The organism is Fundidesulfovibrio soli (assembly GCF_022808695.1).
GTDB lineage: Bacteria > Desulfobacterota > Desulfovibrionia > Desulfovibrionales > Desulfovibrionaceae > Fundidesulfovibrio > Fundidesulfovibrio soli.
This window is the reverse complement of record NZ_JAKZKW010000004.1, coordinates 125,686-144,422: the sequence shown is the minus strand read 5'-3', so window position 1 is coordinate 144,422 and position 18,737 is coordinate 125,686. Positions and strand designations below refer to the sequence as shown.

General features: G+C 67.1%; 12 protein-coding genes. 10 read left to right on the top strand and 2 right to left on the bottom strand.

Annotated features, from left to right (window positions below; genetic code table 11):
- Positions 1–188: 188 nt before the first annotated feature.
- Positions 189–2,564: a methyl-accepting chemotaxis protein gene (locus MLE18_RS06855; protein WP_243368607.1), complete on the bottom strand. Its 2,376-nt coding sequence runs from the start codon at positions 2,562–2,564 to the stop codon at positions 189–191.
- A gap of 102 nt (positions 2,565–2,666) precedes the next feature.
- Here MLE18_RS06855 and MLE18_RS06850 point away from each other — a divergent pair, with 102 nt between their 5' ends.
- From MLE18_RS06850 to MLE18_RS06810, 9 genes are all read left to right on the top strand, one after another.
- Positions 2,667–3,389 (top strand): M48 family metallopeptidase, encoded by a 723-nt coding sequence (locus MLE18_RS06850; RefSeq protein WP_243368605.1) that lies wholly within the window; start codon positions 2,667–2,669, stop codon positions 3,387–3,389.
- Positions 3,390–3,601: 212 nt separating this feature from the next.
- Positions 3,602–5,521, top strand: coding sequence for a 1,4-alpha-glucan branching protein GlgB (gene glgB / locus MLE18_RS06845; RefSeq protein WP_243368602.1), 1,920 nt, complete (start codon positions 3,602–3,604; stop codon positions 5,519–5,521).
- A 178-nt stretch (positions 5,522–5,699) separates the two neighbouring features.
- The gene (locus MLE18_RS06840; RefSeq protein ID WP_243368600.1) at positions 5,700–6,635 is read left to right on the top strand and encodes a YkgJ family cysteine cluster protein; all 936 of its coding nucleotides are present in this window, start codon (positions 5,700–5,702) and stop codon (positions 6,633–6,635) included.
- A 13-nt stretch (positions 6,636–6,648) separates the two neighbouring features.
- The gene (malQ, locus tag MLE18_RS06835; RefSeq protein ID WP_243368598.1) at positions 6,649–8,151 is read left to right on the top strand and encodes a 4-alpha-glucanotransferase; all 1,503 of its coding nucleotides are present in this window, start codon (positions 6,649–6,651) and stop codon (positions 8,149–8,151) included.
- 33 nt (positions 8,152–8,184) lie between these two features.
- Complete coding sequence (locus MLE18_RS06830; protein WP_243368596.1) at positions 8,185–8,571, top strand: OsmC family protein; 387 nt, start codon at positions 8,185–8,187, stop codon at positions 8,569–8,571.
- Between the two features lie 173 nt (positions 8,572–8,744).
- Positions 8,745–10,049, top strand: coding sequence for a hemolysin family protein (locus MLE18_RS06825; protein ID WP_243368594.1), 1,305 nt, complete (start codon positions 8,745–8,747; stop codon positions 10,047–10,049).
- 91 nt (positions 10,050–10,140) lie between these two features.
- Entirely contained in the window at positions 10,141–11,868 is a 1,728-nt protein-coding gene (locus MLE18_RS06820; RefSeq protein ID WP_243368592.1) for a 30S ribosomal protein S1, read from the top strand.
- A gap of 94 nt (positions 11,869–11,962) precedes the next feature.
- Positions 11,963–12,790 carry a signal peptide peptidase SppA gene (gene sppA, locus MLE18_RS06815; protein ID WP_243368590.1) on the top strand — a complete coding sequence of 276 codons (828 nt, stop codon included), beginning with the start codon at positions 11,963–11,965 and terminating at the stop codon, positions 12,788–12,790.
- A 135-nt stretch (positions 12,791–12,925) separates the two neighbouring features.
- Positions 12,926–14,224, top strand: coding sequence for a diguanylate cyclase (locus MLE18_RS06810; RefSeq protein ID WP_272881516.1), 1,299 nt, complete (start codon positions 12,926–12,928; stop codon positions 14,222–14,224).
- A 148-nt stretch (positions 14,225–14,372) separates the two neighbouring features.
- Here the strand turns inward: MLE18_RS06810 and MLE18_RS06805 are convergent, their stop codons facing one another.
- Complete coding sequence (locus tag MLE18_RS06805) at positions 14,373–17,288, bottom strand: insulinase family protein (RefSeq protein WP_243368586.1); 2,916 nt, start codon at positions 17,286–17,288, stop codon at positions 14,373–14,375.
- A gap of 404 nt (positions 17,289–17,692) precedes the next feature.
- On the opposite strand from MLE18_RS06805, the gene MLE18_RS06800 reads away from it, so the two are divergent.
- Entirely contained in the window at positions 17,693–18,724 is a 1,032-nt protein-coding gene (locus tag MLE18_RS06800) for an OmpA family protein (RefSeq protein ID WP_243368584.1), read from the top strand.
- The last annotated feature ends 13 nt before the right edge of the window (positions 18,725–18,737 follow it).

Sequence of the window (18,737 nt, the reverse complement as noted above, 5' to 3'; positions counted from 1 at the left end):
TGATCCCCCTGGACCCCGCAAATAATAACCCGGGAAGGCTGCGCCTTCCCGGGTTTTTGTATCTCGCCCTCGGATCTCAAGTGTACGCTCATGGGTGCGTAGCTATTGGGGGTGCAGGGGCATCATGCCCCTGCCGGAGGGGTTCGGGGAGGCGGAGCCTCCCTGATCTGTCTGGATATCTGGCCGTTCTACCGGCCCATGCCCCGGATGAGCTCCTCCAGGCTGGCGGCCTGATTGTCCACCTCGGCCAGCGCGCGGGATGCCTCCTCCATGCCCTGGGCCGTGCGCGAGGACACGTCCTCGATTTCGGCCACGGCCTGGCTGGCCTGCATGCTGGCGCGGGCCTGGTCCCCGGCGGCCAGGGCGATGGCCTTGGCCTGCTCCGAGGCGCCCTCCACAATGGAGACGATGCGGCCCAGGTAGTCGCCGGAGGACTGGGCCAGCTCCGTGGTCTCCACGATCTCCTTGGCGGCCTTCTCCGTGGCGGAGAGGGTGCCGGCCGCGCCGGAGCGGATGGCGTCCAGGGTGGCGCCCACTTCGTGGGTCGCCTGCATGGTCTTCTCGGCCAGCTTGCGCACCTCGTCGGCCACGACCGCGAAGCCTCTGCCCGCCTCGCCCGCGCGGGCGGCCTCGATGGCGGCGTTGAGGGCCAGCAGGTTGGTCTGGTCCGCGATGTCCCCGATCACCTGGAGCACCTTGCCAACGTTCTCGGCCTGGGAGCCCAGCTCACGCATGCGCTGCTGGAGGTCGAGCACCTGGCCCTGCACCGAGGCGATGGACTTCACCGCCGTGCGCACCATGGCCTCGCCCTCCTGGGCGGTGCCCCGGGCGGTCTCGGCGCTCTGGGCGGCTTCCCCGGCCAGGTCGGCCACCTGCTGGGCCGAGCCGTTCATGGCGGCCACGGCGGAGACGGTCTCGGAGGCGCGCTCGTTCTGCAGGCTGGCGCCCTCGGCGGCCTGTCCGATGCATTCGGACAGGCGGCGCATGGCCTCGCCCAGGCCCTCCACGATGCCCTGGGAGGTGCTGGCGGCCAGGGCCAGGGCGTTGTTGCGCTTCTCCAGCTCGCTCTCGTGGCGCTTGATGTCGGTGATGTTGGTGAGCACGCCGCAGACGCCGATGATGTTGCCGTCCAGGTCGTGCAGCAGCTCGGAGTCCACCAGGGCGTGGTGCACGTTGCCCTTTCTGGTGGTGAAGTCGATCTCGGCCTTGTAGGCGGAGCGTTTGTTGTCCAGGCAATCCGACATGATGGTGGGCTTGGTTGCGTCGTTGCGCACCAGCTCGGCAACGGTGAGGCCGGTCCAGGCCTCGGGCTTGCCCTCCACCTCGATGAAATCCAGCAGCTCCTGGTTGGTGAAGGTCACCTTGCACTCGGCGTCGGCCACCAGCAGGGGCACCTTGAAGGCGCGCAGCAGGCCCTGGTTGAAGCCCAGGCGCTTGCGCAGCTCCCGGACCATGTCCTGGATGTCTCCCGAGAGTTCGGCGAATTCTGCTCGGCAGTTCTGGGGGAGCGGGGCCTCCAACTGGCCGTGGGAGACCTTCTCGGCGTAGCCGCGCAGGCTGCGCAGCTGGATCACGATGCTGCGGCCGATGAGGGCCACCATGCCGCAGGCCGCCATCACGGCCAGCAGGCTGAGCCCCAGGGCCAGGATGGCGTTGCGCTTGTAGTGGGCCACGCGCTTGCCGAGAAGCACGTCCAGCTCCTTGGAGCAGGCGTCCCAAAGCGCCATGTCGGCGGCGATGGCCTTGTCGCCCAGCGCGGCCAGCTCGTCGCGCATGACCCTGCCGCCCCGGTTCATCTTCTCCAGGGCGGCGATGAGGTCCTTGTTGGCCTTCTCGTAGGCCTGCATCGCGGGCGGGACGTTGCCCTGGAGCGTGGGAGAGACGCCGTAGAAGTTCTCGTCCTCCTTGAGGGCGGTGCCCAGGTCCGCCATGACGCGCTCCATGTCGGATTCGCGCAGCATGGCGGTGTACACGGCCAGGGCGCTGCGTTCGGCCAGGCTCAGGTCGCTGCCGCCGGTCATGGGCAGGGTGTCGCGCAGGGCCTTGGCCGTGCGGTCGAGCGTCTGGGGCACGGCCAGGAGCACCACGTCCATGAGGTAGTAGCTGTCCAGGTCGGGGTCGAGGATGAGGTTGGAGGTGTCGCCCGCGTGGGAGATCATGCCGCGCACGTCCGCGACGATGGCGTCCAGGGCCATGGGGGTGGCCGTGGCCCCTGCGCTCTTCCAGGCCTGGGCCACCTTGTCGGGGTGGTAGGCCTCGCGGCCGCGCTTGGCCAGCTCCGCCGGGGTGAACTGGAGCTCCGCGCCGAACTTCGCCTGGGCCTTGCCCAGGGCGGTGAAGTCCTGATCCACCTTGGCGGAGGATTTGGCGGCCTCGGGCAGGTGGGCCAGCAGGGAGACCAGCGGTCGCAGGTAGGCGTTGCCGGAAATTTCCGATTCCGCAAAATCGATGTCCTTGTTCAGCCCCTGCAGGGTGAAATAGGTCAGGACCGCGATGGGCAGGGCGAATGCAAGGCAGCTGCCGGTAAGCTTGAGCGGGATGCGGGCGTTGGACAAAAACGACATGATGCGGCTCCATCCAGAACAGATTTACAAAAACGTCATGACTGGGTGCCATACGACATACGGATTTTGACAGCAAGCCCCTCAAGGGGTCATAAACGCGGCGTGACGAAATCCGATCAATTCGCACCCGAGTACACGCTCAGGGTCTCGGGCAGGGCCCGCAACGTGCGGCTGGTGGTGGCTCCGGGCACGGGGCTGACCGTGGTGGTGCCCAAGGGCTTCGATCCCGCGGAGGTGCCTGCGATCGTGGCCCGCAGGGCGGACTGGGTGCTGGGGCACCTGGAGCGGCTGCGCGGGCTGGGGCTGGATGCGCCCAGGCAGGCGCCGCCCCCGGCGGCCATCGAGCTGCGCGCCCTGGGCGAGTGCCTGCCCGTGCGCTACCGCTCCGGGCCGGGCAAGACTGTGCGCGTGGCCGGGGACGTGCCGGGAGGCGTGAGCGTGGCCGGGGCCATAGCCGATCGCGAGCTGGTGGAGCGAGGCCTGCGGACCTGGCTCAAGCGCAAGGCCGCCCAGGCCCTGCCAGCCTGGCTGGGTGAGGAGTCGGCGCGGCTCGGGCTGCCCTGCGGCCCGGTGAGCGTGCGCCTGCAGCGCTCGCGCTGGGGCAGCTGCACGGCCAAGGGGGGGATTTCCCTCAATGCGCGGCTGCTGTTCCTGCCTCGCGAGCTGGCGGGCTACGTGCTGGTGCACGAGCTTGCCCACACCGTGCACCTCAACCACTCCCAGGAGTACTGGCGCTTCCTGGAGAGGCTGCTGCCGGGGGCGGCGGCCCTGGACCGGGCGCTGCGCTCGGCCCGGCGCTACGTGCCCGCCTGGGCAACGGAGTAAAGCCCTCTGATTGATGACAAACCCCGAAGACGGGGTTTTGAGAGCCGCTGACGGGCGGCGAAGCCGCCCTGCTCCGGGCTCCGCTGCGCGGAGAGCCGCTGGCAATGCCCCAAAGCGGGCTTTGCCAGCAGCACGAGGGCTAAAGCCCTCTTTCCCTGGCCGTTCAATTGGCCTATCCTGCGCAAAGATATCCAGCGCATCCAGGAGACGGAATGGCCGCAAGCGTAATTCACGGCGTGAGCCTGCTCACCGACCACGACATCTACCTTTTCAAGGAAGGCAGCCACTTCAGGCTCTACGACAAGCTGGGCTCGCACCTGCTGTGCGTGGACGGCCAGGAGGGGACGCTCTTCGCGGTGTGGGCCCCCAACGCCCGGAAGGTCTCCGTCATCGGGGACTTCAACGGCTGGAACCCGCGCAGCCACCCGCTGAGCCCGCGCCTGGACAGCTCCGGAATCTGGGAGGGCTTCGTGCCGGGCGTGGGGCAGGGCGCGGTCTACAAATACCACATCACCTCGAACCACCGGGGCCAGAAGCTGGAGAAGGGCGACCCCTTCGCCCTGGCCTGGGAGGTGGCCCCCAAGACCGCGTCCGTGGTCTGGAAACTCGAGGACTACCGCTGGAACGACGCGGACTGGATGGGCCGGCGCGCGGCGCGCAACGGCTTGGAGGCGCCCATGAGCGTCTACGAGATGCACATCGGCTCCTGGAAGCGCCACCAGGATACCTGGCACTCCTACTCCTACCGGGAGCTGGCGGCGGAACTTCCGGCCTACCTTGCGGAGATGGGCTTCACCCACGTGGAGTTCCTCCCCGTGATGGAGCACCCCTTCTTCGGCTCCTGGGGCTACCAGACCCTGGGCTACTTCGCCCCCTCCAGCCGCTACGGCACGCCCCAGGACTTCATGCACCTTGTGGACGCCCTGCACGCCGCCGGGATCGGCGTCATCCTGGATTGGGTGCCCTCCCACTTCCCCACGGACGGGCACGGCCTGAGCGGCTTCGACGGCACCGCGCTCTATGAGCACGAGGACCCCAAGCAGGGCTACCACCCGGACTGGAAGAGCTCCATCTTCAACTACGGGCGCAACGAGGTGCGGGCTTTCCTGCTCTCCTCGGGCCTGTTCTGGCTGGACCGCTACCACGCCGACGGCCTCCGCGTGGACGCCGTGGCCTCCATGCTCTACCTGGACTACTCCCGCCAGGAGGGCGAGTGGGTGCCCAACATCTACGGCGGCAAGGAGAACCTGGAGGCCATCGCCTTCATGCGCGCCCTGAACGAGGCGGCCTACACCAGCTACCCCGGCATACAGACCATGGCCGAGGAGTCCACGGACTGGCCCATGGTCTCGCGCCCGCCCTACCTGGGCGGCCTGGGCTTCGGCATGAAGTGGAACATGGGCTGGATGCACGACACCCTGGACTACTTCGCCAAGGACCCGGTGTTCCGCAAATACCACCAGGGCCAGCTCTCCTTCTCCATCTGGTACGCCTTCAACGAGAACTTCGTGCTGCCCCTCTCCCACGACGAGGTGGTGCACGGCAAAGGCTCGCTCTTGAACAAGATGCCCGGCGACCACTGGCAGAAGCTGGCGGGCCTGCGCCTGCTGCTGGGTTACATGTGGGCGCACCCGGGCAAGAAGCTGCTCTTCCAGGGCGCGGACGTGGCCCAGTGGGCCGAATGGAAACACGACGGAGAGGTGGACTGGGGCCTGCTCCAGCATCCCGGCCACGAGGGCGTGCACCGCTGGATCAAGGACCTGAACGCCCTGTACAAGGGCGAACCCGCCCTGCACGAGCTGGATTTCGAGCAAAAGGGCTTCCAGTGGGTGGATTTCCACGACGCCGAGGCCAGCGTGCTCACCTTCCTGCGGCTGGCGCGCGACCCCTCCGACGTGGTGCTCGTGTGCTGCAACCTCACCCCTGTGCCGCGCGAGGGCTACATCGTGGGCGTGCCCTCGGGCGGGCTCTGGCGCGAGCTGCTCAACTCCGACGCGGACTGGTACCACGGCTCGGGCATGGGCAACGCAGGGGCCGTGGAGGCCCAGGCCATCGAGGCGCACGGCAGGCCCTTCTCGCTTACGCTGACCCTGCCGCCGCTCTCGGCCATGTTCTTCAAGCCCGCGCCCTAGGCCGGGCCACGGGACCACAGGGTTCGCCAGAGCCGCCCCGGTGGCGGGAATATTTTGAAATGATGAGGGATTCCAAAGGGCGAAGCCGGGCTTCGTCCTTTGGCCGCCGGAGTTCTTCTCCGGCCCTTCCCCCATGGCCATGCGTAATCCATATCAGTCCCAAGGATTCACCGACCCCATGAACGAACTGCACTTCGGCTGCACCCGCTGCTCCGCCTGCTGCCGCTCCAGCATCCCGCTGGGCATCGCCGAGGCCCTGGACTACGACGACAGCTTCCTGCTGGCCCTGGTCTTCTCCGTGGAGACCTGGAACCTGGACGACTTCTCCAAGAACCGCCCGGCCACGCCTCTGAGCCACGAGGAGCTGCTCACGGCCCTGGCCTTCCGCAAGGACAAGCTGGCCCAGGACCCCAGCCGGGACATGGTCTTCCGCGTGGGCAAGCTCAAGGCAACGGGGGAGCGGGTGGCCACCTTCATCACCGCGGGGGCCTGCGCCCTGGGCGAGCGCGAGGCCGGAGCCGCGCGCTGCGCCGCGCTGGACCCGCGGGGGGCCTGCTCCGCCTACGAGCGCCGCCCTCTGGCCTGCCGCGTCTTCCCGCTGGACCCGCTCTTCCCGGAGATGCTGCAGAACGTCCCGCTGCGCGCGCTGGGGCAGCGCACGGGCTGCGACACCTCGGAGGCCGCGCCCGCGCTCTGGCGCGACGGCAAGATCATCGACCCGGATGCGGCGGCGGCCCTGGCCGCCCGGCAGGAGACCATCCGGGAGGACTCGCTCTTCCTGCCCTTCTGGGGCCTGGCCTCGGGCAACTTCCCGCCCCTGCCGGGGCTCTCGGAGCTGCTGGGCTCGGTGAAGGGCAACGGCAAGGTGGATCTGCCCTTCGCCCCGGCCCTGGTCTACCTGGCTGCCGCCGGGAGGATCACGGCCCAGCGCGCCGAAGAGTGCCTGGAGCGCCAGATGGCGCTGGCCGCCCGGGCGGTGGAGGAGGCCATGGCCCGCAAGGACAAGTCCGAGCGGGCGCGCACGACGGTGCTGCGCAACTGCGTGGCGCTCATGGCCGGGCTCAAGGGCCGCGTGGCCGACGCGGCGGCCGGGCTGGCCGCCATCACCGATTGAGGGGAGACGACTCATGCACAGACGCGGCGCGGGAATCCTTTTGCACATCACCAGCCTGCCTTCGCCCTACGGCGTGGGCGACCTGGGGCCGGGGGCCTACGCCTTCGCCGACTTCCTGGAGCGCGCCGGGCAGAGCTGCTGGCAGATACTGCCGCTGACGCCCACCTCCAGTTTCATCGGGGATTCCCCCTATTCCAGCGACTCGGCCTTCGCGGGCAACCCACTGCTCATCAGCCCCGAGGTCATGGCCCAGGAGGGACTCATCGGCTGGTCCGACATCGGCGAGATGCCCGAGCACTGTCCGGACTTCGCCGTGTATCCGGCGGCCCAGGCCTTCAAGCAGCGCCTGCTGGACCTGGCCTTCGAGCGCGCTGCCCCCGGCCTGGAGGCGGACGCCGACTTCCGGCGCTTCAGGGCCCGCCACGCCCAATGGCTGGAGGACTACTGCCTGTTCAAGGCGGTGAAGGCCTCGCTGGGAGGCATCTCCTGGACGCGCTGGCCCGCGCCCCTGCGCGACCGCGACCCCGAGGCCTTGCGCGAGCGCCGCGAGGCCCTCGCGCCACAGATCCTGCGCGAGGCCTTCGCCCAGTTCCTGTTCTACGGCCAGTGGGAGCGGCTTCGGGCGCATCTGGCCAAACGCGGCATCCTGCTCATCGGGGATGCGCCCATCTACGTCACGCAGGACAGCGCGGACGTCTGGGCCAACCAGAAGCTTTTCAAGCTCGGCCCTGACCGCGAGCCCCTGTTCGTGGCGGGCGTGCCCCCGGATTACTTCAGCGAGACGGGCCAGCGCTGGGGCAACCCCGTTTACGACTGGGACGCGCACCAGAAAGAAGGCTTCGCCTGGTGGACCAGGCGGCTGGCTCACAATTTCGCCCTCTACGACTTCGTGCGCCTGGACCACTTCCGGGGTTTTGCGGGCTACTGGGAAATCCCCGCCGCGGAGAAGACAGCCGTGAAAGGGACCTGGGTGCCCGCCCCGGGCGCGGCCTTCTTCAAGGCGCTGCTGGCGCACTTCCCCACGCTGCCCATCCTCGCGGAGGACCTGGGCGTCATCACTCCGGACGTGCGCGAGCTGCGCGACGGCTTCGGCTTCCCGGGCATGAAGGTGCTCCAGTTCGCTTTCGGGCCGGAGATCGGGGAGAACTGCGACGCGCCCCACAACCACGTGGAGAACGCCGTGGCCTACACCGGCACCCACGACAACAACACCACCCTGGGCTGGTACCGCCAGGACGCCGGGCCGGAGGGCCGCGCCTGCCTGCAGAGCTACCTCGGCCGCGACATAGGCGAGTGGGACGTGGCCTGGGCCATGCTGCGCATGGCCTACATGAGCGTGGCCCGGCTGGCCGTGGCCCCCATGCAGGACATCCTGAGTCTGGACGAGGGGGCGCGCATGAACATGCCCTCCCAGGCCAAGGGCAACTGGTGCTGGCGGGTTCGGCGCGAGGCCTTCCGCGACGCACTCGCGGCGGAGCTGTCCGCCATGGCGGAACTCTACGGGCGTTCGCGCTGACCCCATCGAAGAATCGCGACAAGGAGGACGACCATGATCACGAGCGACAGCCAGGCCAACGACTTCCAGATGCGCTTCAGCGACGGCACGCGCGAGGCCCTCTCCGACGCGGCCCCACAGTACGGCGGAGGCGGCGACGGCTTCAGCCCGCACGACCTGCTGGAGGCCGCGCTGGGCAACTGCGTGGGCATCACCGTGCGCATGTACGCCAAGAAGCACGACATCCCCCTGGAGGCGGTGCGCGTGGCCGTGCGCCTGGACCGCAGCGACCAGACCGTGGCGGATTTCCGCTATTCCATCGAGCTCAAGGGGAACCTGGACCAGGCCCAGCGCGACCGCCTGCTGCGGGCGGCCAAGGGCTGCAGCGTGCACCGCACCCTCTTGCGCAAGCTGACCTTCAGCCAGGTGGACGAGGTCTAGAGGGAGGCGCCTTGTAAGCTTGCCACGTTTCAGACGCGTTGAGCCGTGGCGGGTCCGGCCGAGGCCTCCGGCGGCCAAAGGGAGTTCCTCCCTTTGGAATCCCTTTCCGCTTCGCGCGGGCGCCGGGCCATGTTCCCATTGTCCTCGCGCCCCAGGGGCGCTATGCAGCGCGGATGACCCAGACCATACTGCAAATCTGCGTCGTGGCCCTGCTCATCGTGTGCAACGGCTTCTTCGTGGCCGCCGAGATGGCAGTGGTCACCTCCCGCCGGGCGCTGCTCAATCGCCGGGCCGACCGGGGCGACCGGGGGGCCCGCGCCGCCCTGGACCTGGCCGACAACCCCGAAGGCTTCCTGGCCACCCTGCAGATCGCCATCACCCTGCTGACCATCCTCTCCGGCGCCTACGGCGAGGCCTCCCTGGCCCACCACGCCACCGAGGCCCTGTCGGCCTTGCCCCTGCTCGCCCCCTACGCCCAGACCCTGGGCTTCGGGCTGGTGGTGGCGGGCATCACCGTCCTGACCCTGGTGCTGGGGGAGCTGGTGCCCAAGCGCCTGGCCATCGCCCACCCCGAGGCCGTGGCCTGCGCCCTGGCCCGACCCATGCGGGTGCTGCTGCGCCTGGCCAGGCCCGCGGCGGCCGCTCTCTCGGCGGCGACGCGCCTGGTGCTGCGCCTGATGGGAGCCACGGTAGGGCGGGGCAGCGAAGTCAGCGAAGACGAGATCAGGCTCCTGGTGCGCCAGGCCGCCGTGGCCGGGGTCCTGGAGGATGTGGAGCGCGACATGCTGGAGCGTGTGATGCGCCTGGGCGACAGGCCCGTGGGCACGCTCATGACCCACCGCTCCAGGATCGTCCACCTCGACCTGGACAACCCCGAAACTATCCCAAAGACCATCGCCCGGACCCCGTTCAACCGCTTCCCCGTGACCCGCGGCGGCCTTGAGAACCTGCTGGGCGTGGCCGAAGCCAAGGACCTGCTCGCCACCGGCGCGCTGGCCAACCCCGAATCCATCGCGGGGCTCCTCGTTTCGCCGCCGCACGTGCCCGAGAGCTCGACCACCTTCAACCTGCTGGAGCAGCTGCGCCAGGCCGGGCAGAACATGGCCGTGGTGGTGGACGAGTTCGGCGACATCCAGGGCCTCGTCACCTTCACGGACGTGCTGGGGGCCGTGGTGGGCGAGGGGGCGCTGGGCAGGCAGGGGGACGAGCCGCGCATCGTCCAGCGCCAGGACGGCTCCTGGCTGGTGGACGCCATGACCCCTGCCATGGAGGTCTACGACCTGCTGGGCCTGGACAGGCCCGAGCATCCCCCGCACACCCTGGCCGGGCTGGTGCTCAGGGAATTGGGGACAATTCCCTCCGTTGCCGACTGGTTCGTGTACAAGGGCTATCGTTTCGAAGTGGTGGACATGGACGGCAGGAGGGTGGACAGGGTGCTTGTGCAGAAAATCCCGGATTCGGAGGGGGACGAGGAATAAGCCCCGAAAGAGCGGTTGTCAGCCCTGGACTTTTCGGGTAGGGGGTTTAATCCTTTTGCGAGGGAATATCCTGTTGGAGGTCAACCAGGTCATGGACAACACCGAACATTCGAAAACTTCTACCCCACAAGACATGGAAATGAATTTCGAGTCCGCGCTCGAAGATTACCTGAATGAAGATTTCGGGGATCTCGAGGAAGGCATCATCACCAAAGGCGTGGTGGTCCGCGTGGGCAAGGAACACATCCTCGTCGACGTCAACTTCAAGTCTGAAGGCCAGATCCCAGTGGCCGAGTTCACCGATGCCGAGGGCAATGTCACTGTCGGGGTCGGTGAAGAAATCGACGTCTACGTCGTGGGCAAGAACGAGTCCGAAGGCACGATCCACCTCTCCCGCGACCGCGCCAAGCGGATGCAGCTCTTCGACAAGCTGGAAGACCTCCAAGACAAGGACGACATCATCTCCGGGCGCATCCAGCGCCGCATCAAGGGCGGCTACACCGTCGACCTGGGCGGCGTGGAAGCCTTCCTGCCCGGTTCCCACGTCGACCTGCGCCCCGTGCCCGACATGGACGCCCTGGTCGGCAAGGAGTTCGAGTTCCGCGTCCTCAAAATCAACCGTCGCCGCTCCAACGTCATCGTCTCCCGCAGGGTCCTGCTGGAGGAGCGCCGCGAGTCCCTTCGCCGCGATCTGCTCACCACCCTGGAAGAAGATCAGGTGGTCAAGGGCCGCGTGAAGAACATCACCGAGTACGGCGTGTTCGTCGACCTCGGCGGCCTCGACGGCCTGATGCACATCACCGACATGTCCTGGAAGCGCGTGAAGCATCCCAAGGAGATGGTCGGCCTGGGCGACGAGCTCGAGCTCAAGGTCCTGTCCTTCGACAAGGACAAGCAGAAAGTCTCCCTGGGCATGAAGCAGCTCACCCCGGACCCCTGGCAGAACATCGCCGACAAGTACCCGGTGGACCTGCGCCTCTCCGGCAAGGTCACCAACCTGGTCGACTACGGCGCGTTCGTCGAGCTGGAGCCCGGCGTCGAGGGCCTGGTGCACATCTCCGAGATGAGCTGGACCCGCAAGCTGCGCCACCCGTCCCAGATGGTTCACCTGGGCGACGAGGTCGAGGTTGTCGTCCTCGGCGTCGACCCGGACAAGAAGCGCATCAGCCTCGGCATGAAGCAGGTTAAGCCCAACCCGTGGGATCTGGTGGCCGAGCGCTACCCCGAGGGCGCCGTGCTGGAAGGCACCGTCAAGAACATCACGGAGTTCGGCATCTTCATCGGCATCGAGGACGGCATCGACGGCCTCATCCACGTCTCCGACATCTCCTGGACCAAGAAGGTCCGCCACCCCGGCGAGATGTACAAGGTGGGCGACGTGGTTCGCGCCAAGGTGCTCACCGTCGACAAGCAGAACGAGAAGTTCACCCTGGGCATCAAGCAGCTCGCCGACGACCCCTGGCACGACGTGCCGGCCCGTTACCCGGTGGGCGCCCTGGTGAAGGGCACCGTGACCAACATCACGGACTTCGGCCTCTTCGTCGAGGTCGAGGAAGGCATCGAGGGCCTGGTGCACGTCTCCGAGATCAGCCGCAAGAAGGTCAAGACCCCTGCCGAGCTGTACAAGGAAGGCGACGTCATCGAAGCCCGCGTGATCCACGTCAGCGCCGACGAGCGCCGCCTGGGCCTGTCCATCAAGTCCCTCAAGGAGGACGAGGACAAGCGCAAGGCCAAGGAATACCGCTCCTCCGGCCCCGAGGTGGGCGTTGGCCTTGGCGACCTGATCCGCCAGAAGCAAGAAGAGGATGCTCAGCAGTAATCCTATGAACCAAAAACCCGGATTCAGACGGCGCCACCCGGTTCTGTTCGTGTTCGGGGTTCTTTTCGCAGCCATGGCCCTCACAGCGGGGGCCATGGCTCTTTTTTCTTCCTATTCCCAGAACGACGAGGGGGAGGGCGGCTCCCTGTTCTCCAGCCACTCCGAAAAGCTCGGCGTGGCCACCCTGGAAGGCACCATCGACGACTCGGCGCGCATGGTGCGCTTCCTGCGCAAGCTGCGGGAGGACTCGGCCGTGCGCGGGGTGCTCCTGCGGGTGAACTCCGGCGGCGGCGCCTACGGCCCCTCCCAGGAGCTGTACTACGCGGTGAAGAAACTGGCCGAGAAGAAGCCCGTGGTGGTCTCCATCGGCTCGGTGGCGGCCAGCGGCGGCTACTACGCGGCCTGCCCGGCCAAGGTCATCTACGCGCTGCCCGGCTCCATCACCGGCTCCATCGGCGTGCTCAGCCGCTTCCCCAATCTTCAGGGAGTCTCGGAGAAGCTGGGGTTCACGTACAACAGCTTCACCTCCGGCAAGCTCAAGGACGCGGGCTCCCCCTTCCGCCCGCTCACCGAGGAGGACCGCGCCTACCTGCAGGGCCTCATAGGCGACCTGCACGACATCTTCGTGGGCGACGTGGCCCAGGCCCGCAAGCTGACTCCCGAGGCCCTCAACGCCCTGCAGGGCAAGGCCGTCACCGGTACGGCCGGGCTGTCCCTGGGCCTCGTGGACAAGCTGGGCACCCAGGAGGACGCCTTCGAGGAACTCAAGAAGCTAAGCTCCATCACTGCCAAGCAGCCCGCCGTGATCCGAGGCCCCAAGAAGGAGCAGTCGCGGCTTGAGGAGTTCTTTGGCCGCCTTGGAGCCGCGTTTTTCAAGAAATTCGATACCGCGATGCCTGATTTGGAGCTTCGCGCGCAGTAATTCCCTCCCAAATCCTCCTGTTGCGTCCCCGAGTCCTGTTGACAGGGCTTGCGTCCTCTATATTATGTCGCTGCATCTTGCGGCCGGTCGCGGCGGGGTTGTCCCGTCGCATGAGGCGCGGAGCAATCGGGTGCGATGAGCCAGCAGCCGCCAATCCAGCTGAGCGTCCTTGTCGTTGAAGACGAGTCCTCCTGCAGGACGGGGCTTTGCATGGCCCTTGAACATTGTTGCAGCCGGGTCATCCAGGCCGACTGCGGCGAGGCTGGGCTGGAGGCCTTCCGGGCGCACAACCCCGACGTGGTCATCACCGACGTGCGGATGCCCCGCATGAGCGGCCTGGACATGATCCGCGCCCTGCGCGGCGAAGGCCGCGACCCGTTCATCATCGTCGCCTCCGGCTTCGGCGCGGAGGAATGCTACCTGGACGCCATCGAACTCGGCGTCAACCTCTTCGTCAAGAAGCCCTACCGCCTGGAACAAATCCATCAGGCTCTCGGCCGGGCCTCGCTCGACATCGGCAAGCGCAGGCATGACGCCTACCGCAGGGCCCTCTCCGAGGGCTTGCTGGCCAATGTGCCCAACTGCCACCTGCTCACCGACGGCGCCAACGTGCTCTATTTCAACGACCCGCAGCGGATTCTGCCCCGGCCCTGCTCCGAAGGGGAGGACGTGGGCTTCTACATGCGCTCCAACTTCACCCAGGTGCTGCGCCACGGCGCGGGGCTGACCTCGCTGCCCCAGAGCTTCGATTGCTGGCTCAAGCGCCATCCGGGGCGCGAGTTCGTGCTGGCGGCCAACGGCCAGGAGGACAAGACCCTGCCCAAGCGCCTGCTGCTGCGCCTGGACTCGGTGAGGATGGACACCGCGGACCGCCATCTGCTTACCTTTACGGACATCTCGCGCATAGAGTCCGAGCGGGAGCGCTTCTTCCATCTGGCCGGTCGGGATTTCCTCACAGGCGTGGGCAACCGCCAAGCTTTCGAGGCCGAGCTGGCCAGGGAGACCGATCGGGTGTTCCGCTACGGCGGCGACCTGTGCCTGGCGATGCTCGACATCGACGACTTCAAGAGCGTCAACGACACCTACGGCCACCAGGCAGGTGACAGGGTGCTGGTGGAGCTGGCCCGCAAGGTGGGTTCCTGGGTGCGCGTCACGGACGTGCTCTGCCGTTACGGCGGGGAAGAGTTCATGATCGTCATGCCCCAGACCGAGCTGGAGGGCGCGCTCACCTGCTCACGCAAGCTCAGCCAGGCCGTGGCCGCGCACGACTTCGGCATCGGCCGCAAGCTGACCGTGAGCATGGGCGTGGCCCAGCATTGCCCCGGCGAAACCAGCCAGGAGCTCATACGCCGAGTGGACATGGCCCTCTACGACGCCAAGTATTCAGGGAAGAACACCGTCTGCGTGGGCGGCGAAGCGAGCCCCCAGGCCTGATTTTTTGCGTTTGAGTGGTGTTGCGCGACCGCCCGGGTTTCGGCCCGGGCGGTTTTTGTTTGGGGAGGAGCGAGGATCGCAGCAAAAAAGCCCGTCCGGCAGATCGCCGGACGGGCCTATGTTTAATCGTCATCTTCCGGCGCGCCTTCTAGAGCGCGGCGGTGATCTCCATATCCGGCATGGCCTGGCGGGCCTGCTCCAGGTTCTCCTTGGAGCCCAGCACCACCACGGGCGCACCGGCGATGCCGGCGGCGATGGCCTTGCCGGCCTGGCGCAGCTGCTCCAGGGTGGTGCCCATCACCTCCTCGCGCAGGGCCTGGCGGGCCTCCTCGGTGTCGCGGCTCCAGTGGCGCACCAGGGCCACGTGGCCCTGGGCGTCGGGCAGCATGTAGGCGTCCAGGTCTCCCACGGTGCCGATCACGGCGCGTTCAAGCTCCTCGGCGGGGACGTCCAGTCCGCCCAGGAAGTCCCCGGCCTCGGCGAAGGCCTCAAGGGTCTTGGCGATGTTGGGGTCCCGGTAGGAGAGCATGGTCAGCAGGTTGGCGTGGCGGTCGAAGGTGCAGAACGCGCCGTAGGCACCGCCGCGCACGCGCACGCGCTCCCAGAGGTAGGCGTTGCGCAGGTAGCGGCAGGCCACCAGCATGGAGCCATGGGGCGCGTAGCCGATCTCGGCCAGGTTTCGGGCCTGGGCCACGTAGTTCACCTGCACGGGGGCGGCAAGGCCTTCGCGTGCGGGAAGGGCGGGGGCGTCCCACGTTGCGGGGGCGGTGGGAGCACCCTGGGGCAGGGTGTCGATCATGGCGCGCAGCCCGGGCTCGAACCCGCCGAAGTGGCTGGCGTCCAGGGTGACGTTGGCCTGGAGCCCGGAGGAGCGGAGCACGAGGCGGCGGAGTTCGTGCAGGCCCTCGCGCAGTTTTGGCCAGCTGGCGTCGAAGTCGGCGGCCCATGCGCGCAGGCTCTCGATGCCGGTGAGGCCGGAGAGCAGTTCGTCCGCCAGGGAGGCCCTGCCGAAGCGGGAACGCAGCCGCCGCGCGGCGTAGGCGTGGCCGGAGGTGACCAGCCCGCGCTCGGCCCGGGCCTTGGCCTCCAGGAGCATCTCCTTGAAGCGGGCCTCGTTGTCGAAGTTGGCGCGGGTCAGGGCGTCGCGCATGAGCTCGAGGAACTCGGGCGCGCGGTCGGGAGTGGCCTTGCCCGCCAGCACGATGCGGGAGGACGCCTCGCCTGGCCCGGCCCCGCGCACCGAGGTCAGGGAGACGGATGCCCCGATGCCGCCGGTCTTGCGGGCCACCCGGTTCAGGAACTGGGCGAAGTCCTCGCGGTCGGTGCCGCATTCCACCAGGGCGCGCCCGAACAGCGGGACCAGGGGCAGCAGCTCGCGGGGCGTCCCGGCCATGTCGAAGGCCAGCTCCAGGTAGACCACGCCGTTGGTGGGCAGGTCGTGGAAGAAGAGGTCGGGGGCGCGCCATTCGGCCGGGATGACCCGGTTGCGGGCGGGAAGGTCGGCCAGGTGCAGATTGGGGATGGTGGCCAGGGCTTCGGGGGAGTCCGGGGTGTCCTGGAAGAGCTGGATGCGCCGGGCGAGGTCCAGGGCGTGGGCCCGTGCCTCTGGCGTGAGCGCGGCCTGTGCGGCCTCCACGCGGAGCTTCTCCTCATCCACCAGGCGCTGGGCCATGCCGGGGTCGGGCAGCAGGACCACGTGGGCGCGGTGGGTGTTCTCGATGAGGTGTTCGGCAAGAAGCTTCTCGATGACCTTCTCGCCCGAGGCGATGCGGGCCTTGAGGGATTCAAGAGGGGCCTGGAAGCGGATGGGGGCCAGGGGGTCTCCGCCGTGCAGCCAGGTGGTCAGCGAGCGCAGCATGAGCGAGAGCCCGCGCGGGAAGGAACCGGTGTTGTTCTCACGCAGCCTGAACTCGATGGTGTTCAGGGCGGCCTCCACGTCCTCGGGGGCCACGCCCTGCTCCTGGATGGAGCGCAGGGTGTCCAGCACCAGGGCTTCGGCCTTGGGGATGTCCTCGGGCATGACGCCCTTGAGCCCTATGGAGAAGACCATCTGGCGCAGCTCGCCTTCGAGGCCGCCGCCGGAGAGGTCCTCGCCCAGGCCGGAGGAGATGAGCGCCCGGCGCAGGGCAGAGCCGGGCAGGCCGATGAGCGTGTGCTCCAGCACGTCGAGGGCCAGGCCCAGCTCCATGTCGCGCACTTCGGGCAGCAGCCAGTTGATGGTGAAATAGGCCTTGGGCGGGGGGGCGTCCTCGCGGGGGGCGGCGCAGGCGTAGGTGGCCTCCACGCGGCGCGGCTCGCTGAAACGGGGCTGGAGCGCGATGGCGGAATCCACCTGGATGCGGGAGTACTCGCGCAGGTATTCGTCCAGGATCTCCAGGCGGCGCTGCGGGTCGTCGTCTCCATAGAAGAAGAAGCGCGCGTTGGAGGGGTGGTAGTAGCGGCTGTGGAAATCCTTGAATTGGGCGTAGGTCAGGTCCGGGATGTGGGCCGGGTCGCCGCCGGAGTCCACCCCGTATGCTTGGTCCGGGAAGACGCTGCGCTGGGAGAGCTCGCCCAGCAGGCTCTCGGGCGAGGAGTAGACTCCCTTCATCTCGTTGTAGACGACGCCCTTGAACACGAGGCCGTCCGCCTCGGGGTGGAGGTGCCAGCCTTCCTGGCCGAAGATCTCCTCGGGGATGCGCGGGTGGAACACCGCATCGAGGTAGACGTCCACCAGATTGTAGAAGTCGGCCAGGTTGGCGCTGGCCACGGGGTAGCAGGTCTTGTCGGGGTAGGTGAAGGCGTTGAGGAAGGTCTGCAGCGAGCTCTTGAGCAGCTCGACGAACGGCTCCTTCACGGGATAGCGCCGCGAGCCGCAGAGTACGGAGTGCTCCAGGATGTGGGGCACCCCGGTGGAGTCGGCCGGGGGCGTACGGAAGGTGACGCCGAAGACCTTGTTGTCGTCCGCGCAGGAGAGGGACAGCAGCTCCGCCCCGGTGGGCTCATGCCGGTAAAGCCTGGCCTGCATGTCGTATTCGTCGATGCGCTGTTCGGTGACCAGCGTGAAACCGTATGTGTCGGGCATTGTCGCTCCCTTTTATAAAGTTAGGATAGGATAACGCAGCCGGGCCTCTGAGGCAAAGCCCGGTGCACGAGGAACGACATGATGGCCCAAGCGCTGGATAACATTTCAATTTGTGTGCTGGAGCGCCCTCGAAGGCGGATGTTGATAAAAGCGCGGGGCATTGAAGTCAAATTCTTGCCAAATTTTAATGAATGCTCTAGAAAGAGAGCCGACAGGGAAAACCGCTTGCCCCGCAGGTGAGTTTTTCTGTATGGTTATCGCGAGGAAACGCGCCGCCTCTTCCGTCCGGGCGCGTCCGGAACCCCCAGGTGGGCCCCGGGGTTGAAGGACGGCGCGTGTTAACGGCTCTGAGGGTGGCTCAGTTTTTGAGACAATTCACTTTGATTTGGAAGGAGGACTTAGGCATGAAGAAAATGCGCATCATCGTGGCCATGCTGATCATGGCCCTGGTCGGCACGGCTCTTCCGGCCGCTGCCAAGAAGATGGTTCCCAAGGTTGACAACTTCATCCTGTTCGTGGACCACTCGAGCTCCATGGCGTTTTCCTACAAGGGTCAGCGCTATGTCCAGTTCGGCGGTGTCTCCAAGATCATGATGGCCAAGTCCACCGTGGTCGAGCTGAACAAGCTCATCCCCGCCCTGCCTTACAAGGCCGGCCTGTACACCTTCGCCCCCTACAAGCAGTATGCGGGCATGGCTCCTTACGACAAGGCCGCCATGGACAAGGCCATCGCTCCCCTGTCCACCAACTATGAGGCCTATGGCCGCATGACCCCCATGGGCGTCGGCCTGAACGACCTCGACAAGGTCATCGGTGGGCTGTCCGGCAAGACCGCCGTCATCATCCTGTCCGACGGCGACTCCAACCTGGGCGTCGATCCCGTGGGCGTGGCCAAGCAGATGCAGGCCAAGTACGGCGACAAGATCTGCTTCAGCGTCATCAGCTTCGCCGACAACAAGCACGGCGAGCAGGTCCTGAAGGAAATCGCCGCTCTGTCCAAGTGCTCCTGCTTCGCCCTGGGCGAAGAGGTGCTGCGCAACCAGACCGCTCGCGAGAACTTCCTGAAGTGCGCCCTGTACGACTTCATCGACGACGAAGTGGTGATCTTCCGCTCCATCTACTTCGACTTCGACAAGTACAACATCAAGAAGGAATTCATCCCCGTTCTTGACGAAGGCGTCGCCATCATCAAGTCCAAGCCCAACCTGGCCGTGATCCTCGAAGGCCACACCGACTCCGTGGGCTCCGAGAAGTACAACATGGCTCTGTCCCTGCGCCGCGCCAACTCCGTGAAGGCCTACTTCGTGAAGAAGGGCGTGGACGCTGGCCGCATCACCGCCGTCGGCTTCGGCAAGGCCAACCCCCGCTACGACAACAAGACCGCCGAAGGCCGCAAGATGAACCGCCGCGTGGAGATCAAGTTCAAGTCGAACTAACCTCCATCTAGCC

Excerpts from the sequence above, each read along its gene's own strand:
- MLE18_RS06855 (WP_243368607.1), bottom strand. The coding sequence starts at position 2,564 with ATGTCGTTTTTGTCCAACGCCCGCATCCCGCTCAAGCTTACCGGCAGC.
- glgB (WP_243368602.1), top strand. The coding sequence starts at position 3,602 with ATGGCCGCAAGCGTAATTCACGGCGTGAGCCTGCTCACCGACCACGAC.
- MLE18_RS06840 (WP_243368600.1), top strand. The coding sequence starts at position 5,700 with ATGAACGAACTGCACTTCGGCTGCACCCGCTGCTCCGCCTGCTGCCGC.
- malQ (WP_243368598.1), top strand. The coding sequence starts at position 6,649 with ATGCACAGACGCGGCGCGGGAATCCTTTTGCACATCACCAGCCTGCCT.
- MLE18_RS06830 (WP_243368596.1), top strand. The coding sequence starts at position 8,185 with ATGATCACGAGCGACAGCCAGGCCAACGACTTCCAGATGCGCTTCAGC.
- MLE18_RS06825 (WP_243368594.1), top strand. The coding sequence starts at position 8,745 with ATGACCCAGACCATACTGCAAATCTGCGTCGTGGCCCTGCTCATCGTG.
- MLE18_RS06820 (WP_243368592.1), top strand. The coding sequence starts at position 10,141 with ATGGACAACACCGAACATTCGAAAACTTCTACCCCACAAGACATGGAA.
- sppA (WP_243368590.1), top strand. The coding sequence starts at position 11,963 with ATGGCTCTTTTTTCTTCCTATTCCCAGAACGACGAGGGGGAGGGCGGC.
- MLE18_RS06810 (WP_272881516.1), top strand. The coding sequence starts at position 12,926 with ATGAGCCAGCAGCCGCCAATCCAGCTGAGCGTCCTTGTCGTTGAAGAC.
- MLE18_RS06805 (WP_243368586.1), bottom strand. The coding sequence starts at position 17,288 with ATGCCCGACACATACGGTTTCACGCTGGTCACCGAACAGCGCATCGAC.
- MLE18_RS06800 (WP_243368584.1), top strand. The coding sequence starts at position 17,693 with ATGAAGAAAATGCGCATCATCGTGGCCATGCTGATCATGGCCCTGGTC.